Source organism: Micromonospora sp. ATCC 39149, from assembly GCF_000158815.1.
In the GTDB taxonomy this organism is placed as follows: domain Bacteria; phylum Actinomycetota; class Actinomycetes; order Mycobacteriales; family Micromonosporaceae; genus Micromonospora.
The window spans coordinates 470,876-474,078 of the sequence record NZ_GG657738.1 but is presented as its reverse complement, the minus strand read 5'-3'; the positions used below and the strand labels follow the sequence as shown (position 1 = coordinate 474,078).

Here is a 3,203-nt window from a genome sequence, read left to right as displayed (position 1 = left end):
GCCGATGCGGGAGTGTTTCACCGACGCCCGGTCCCTGCGCTTCCTGGTCTACGCGCAGACGCCGGCCCTGGCGTGATCCGCGGGCGCGTGGCCCGTTCACAGTAGATCGTGTACCTTCGATGGGTGGCTGCCGCTGGCGGCCACCCATCGGCCGTCGGGCCGAGTCCGGGCAGGCCGTCGCGCCGAATTCGGGCAGGCTGCCGCCCCGGCGTGCGCGCCCGCGGGCGGGCAGGCTTCCGCCCTGGGCGTCGCCGGCGGCCCGCGCGGCTACCGATCCTGCCCGGCGAACGGGCTGACCGACAATCGGGCCGCACGACCTTTTTGATCTAGCCATTCGCATCTAGTAATGCTCTCGGCGGCTGTCGTAGTGTTCGCTCAGCACCCGCAAGACGCACCATATTGGACGGTTGTGTCCTTTTTCGATGCTGGGCGGTAGACCACAGTGACCATGGATCGTTCGGCAGCAGAGTCTACAGTAGACGACCCTACCTGGGTTGACGATCTTTTGTTGGCCGGTCCGGTGGCCGAAGTTTGTCTCCGGCTGCCCGACCCGGTGGACCGGGGCACCCTGCGCCGGCTGGTCGGCGAGGCCCAGGCCCGGCTCACCGACGCCGGGCTGCGTCCCGGCGGCGCCGCCGCGTTGCGCCTGCCGCCGTCGCTGGCGTACGTGGTGAACCTGCTCGCCACCTGGCGCAGCGGGGCCCAGGCGATCCTGCTCGACCATCGGCTCACCGACCACGAGGTGCAGCGCGCCCTCGCCAGGCTCACCCCGCAGGTCGTCGTCGCCCCGGTGCGCACCGGCGGTGCCGCGCTGAAGATCTTCGTCGACGTCACCGAGGGAGTCACCGCCTACTCGGACCGGCCGGCCGGCAGCCCGCACGCGGTGATCCAGCTCAGTTCCGGCTCCACCGGACCGTCCAAGGTGATCGGTCGCAGCGCCGCGTCCCTCGTCGCCGAGGTGCGCCGCTACACGCGCATCGACGGCGTGGCGCTGCCCGGCGAGCGGATCATCCTGCTGCCGTCCATGGTGCACGTGCTCGGCCTCGTCGGCGGGCTGCTCTACGGCCTGCACGCCCACGTGACGTTGGTGCCGCCGGACCGGCTCAGCGGCGACGCCGTGCTGGCCGCCATCGCCGCCGACGACACCCCCGCCACCGTGCTCGGCGTGCCGTTCCACATCGGACTGCTCACCTCCACCCGGCCGACCGGCCCGCTGCCGCAGTTCAGGCGGATGACCACCGGTGGCGAACTGGTCCCGCCGGCCGTCGTCACCGCGTTCGTCGACCGCTTCGGGGTGCCGCTGGGCAACATGTACGGGATGACCGAGGTCGGCGTCATCGGCACCGACCTGTACGGGTGGCACCGCCCCGCGATCGCCCCCGCCCCCGGCATCACCGTCCGGGAGTCGGCCACCGGCGAGCTGTGGGTGAGCTGCCCGGACTCGCCGTACGTCGGGCTGTCCGACCCGGACCGCTGGGCCGACGGCTGGCTGCACACCCGCGACGCGGGCACGGTCGACCCCGGCACCGGCCTGGTCACCGTGCGCGGCCGGCTCGACTCCCAGGTTCTCCGTCGGCGGGATGAAGGTCGACCTCACCGAGGTCGAGGCCACCCTCGCCGGGCTGCCCGGCGTCGCCGCCGCCGTGGTCGTGCACGACGGCGACATCACCGCGTACGTGCAGCCGGACGGGCCGTTGTCGGAGGAGGTGCTGGAGAAGCTGCTCGCCGAGCGGCTCGCCGCCTACAAGCGGCCCCGCACCCTGCGCCTGCTCGACCGGCTGCCCCGCACCACCACCGGCAAGCTGGTCCGCTCGACCGAGGCGTTGCGGGCGGCCACGCCGTGACCGGCCCGCTCTGGCGGCCCGCCGTCGTGCCCGCGAAGCCGACTGATCAGTCAGTCGACCACCAACTCGACCCCGTCCGCCGGCCCGTCGACCGCCACGGCCAGCACCAGCTCACCGGCCAGCACCAGCCCGTCGCCGGCCGGGTCCAGGGGCCCGGCTCCGGCCAGCCGGGGATGGCCGACCCGCAGCCCGCCTCCCCCGGGCAGGGGGCGCAGCAGCTCACCGGGCTCACCGGGCACCGGCATCGGCCGGCGCAGGCCGCCGTCGCGCAACCCGCGCCCGAGCACCTTGCCGACCGCCTCCTTGGCCGTCCACAGCGACAGGAACGCCTCGGCGCGTTGGTCGGCGGGGCGCTCGCCCAGCCAGGCGGCCTCCTGCGGGGCGTACCAGCGGCGGGCCAACGCCACCGCCGGCAGGTCCCGGCGGCGCTCGACGTCGACCCCGACCCCGCCGGCCAGGCGGGCCGCCACCACCACGACCCCGCCGGCGTGGCTGACGCTCACCGGCAGCTCCACCGCGTCACCGGTGTCGACGATCGGCCGCCCGGCCACGTCACGTCCCACCCGGATCTCCGCCTCCGCCCGGCCGAGCAGCGTGCCACCCGCGCGCCGTAGCAGCCGCCGGGCCGCCGCCGGCCGACCGCCGGCGGTACGGCCGAGGAACACGTAGACGGTGTCCCGACCGGGCACCGCTGACTGGCTCACGGAAAGAGGTTTACCATGCGCGACGAGGTTCGTGCCTTCGTCATCTCCCAGCTCGACGACATGAACTACGACGTCGACGGCATCGACGACGACACCACCCTCGGCCCGGCCGGCGTCGACCTGGAGTCGCTGGCCCTGGCCGACCTGGCCGTCCGGGTCGAGGACCGCTACGGCCTGAAGTTCGCCGACGACGAGTCCGAGAAGCTGGCCCTGATGACGGTCGGCGAGTTCACCACGATGGTCGCCGACCGGGTCGCCACGACGGCCGACGGCAACGGCTGATGGCCGGTCGGCCCGACCTGGGGCGAGCTGACCTGCTGACCATGCTCGCCGAGATGACCGCGAAGCCGGTCGACCAGGTGTCCGACCGGGTGGGCTCGATGGAGCTCGCCTGGCTGGTCCACCTCGTCGAACAGCGCTACGACCGCCGACTCGACCTCACCGACGACCAGCTCGCCGGTATCCGGACGGTCGACGACGCCCTGGTGGTGTTCCACACCTGCCTGACCGCCCCCGCAGATGGCTGAGCGGGCCGCCGTACGGATCACCGGTGTCCACGCGCTCAGCGCGCTCGGCAGGGGAGCCGACGCCCAGCTCGCCGGGGTGCTCGCCGGCGCCCCGGCGTTTCGGCCCGTCGGCCGGTTCGACACCACCG

At 73.6% G+C, this 3,203-nt stretch carries 3 protein-coding genes and 3 pseudogenes; 5 read left to right on the top strand and 1 reads right to left on the bottom strand.

Annotated features, from left to right (window positions below; genetic code table 11):
• Together MCAG_RS34310 and MCAG_RS02015 are read left to right on the top strand one after the other, a co-directional pair.
• A pseudogene (locus tag MCAG_RS34310) lies at nt 1–76 on the top strand (antibiotic biosynthesis monooxygenase); the annotation flags it as partial.
• A gap of 372 nt (nt 77–448) precedes the next feature.
• Nucleotides 449–1,844, top strand: a pseudogene (locus MCAG_RS02015) (class I adenylate-forming enzyme family protein).
• Nucleotides 1,845–1,894: 50 nt separating this feature from the next.
• On the opposite strand, the gene MCAG_RS02010 reads toward MCAG_RS02015, so the two are convergent.
• Nucleotides 1,895–2,548 (bottom strand): 4'-phosphopantetheinyl transferase superfamily protein, encoded by a 654-nt coding sequence (locus MCAG_RS02010; RefSeq protein ID WP_007071325.1) that lies wholly within the window; start codon nt 2,546–2,548, stop codon nt 1,895–1,897.
• Between the two features lie 15 nt (nt 2,549–2,563).
• On the opposite strand from MCAG_RS02010, the gene MCAG_RS02005 reads away from it, so the two are divergent.
• From MCAG_RS02005 to MCAG_RS32000, 3 genes and pseudogenes are all read left to right on the top strand, one after another.
• Nucleotides 2,564–2,830: an acyl carrier protein gene (locus tag MCAG_RS02005; RefSeq protein ID WP_007071324.1), complete on the top strand. Its 267-nt coding sequence runs from the start codon at nt 2,564–2,566 to the stop codon at nt 2,828–2,830.
• Nucleotides 2,830–3,075 carry a hypothetical protein gene (locus tag MCAG_RS02000; RefSeq protein WP_007071323.1) on the top strand — a complete coding sequence of 82 codons (246 nt, stop codon included), beginning with the start codon at nt 2,830–2,832 and terminating at the stop codon, nt 3,073–3,075. Before MCAG_RS02005 ends, MCAG_RS02000 begins: the two co-directional genes overlap by 1 nt.
• Nucleotides 3,068–3,203: pseudogene (locus MCAG_RS32000) on the top strand (beta-ketoacyl-[acyl-carrier-protein] synthase family protein); the annotation flags it as partial. The gene MCAG_RS02000 and the pseudogene MCAG_RS32000, both read left to right, overlap by 8 nt.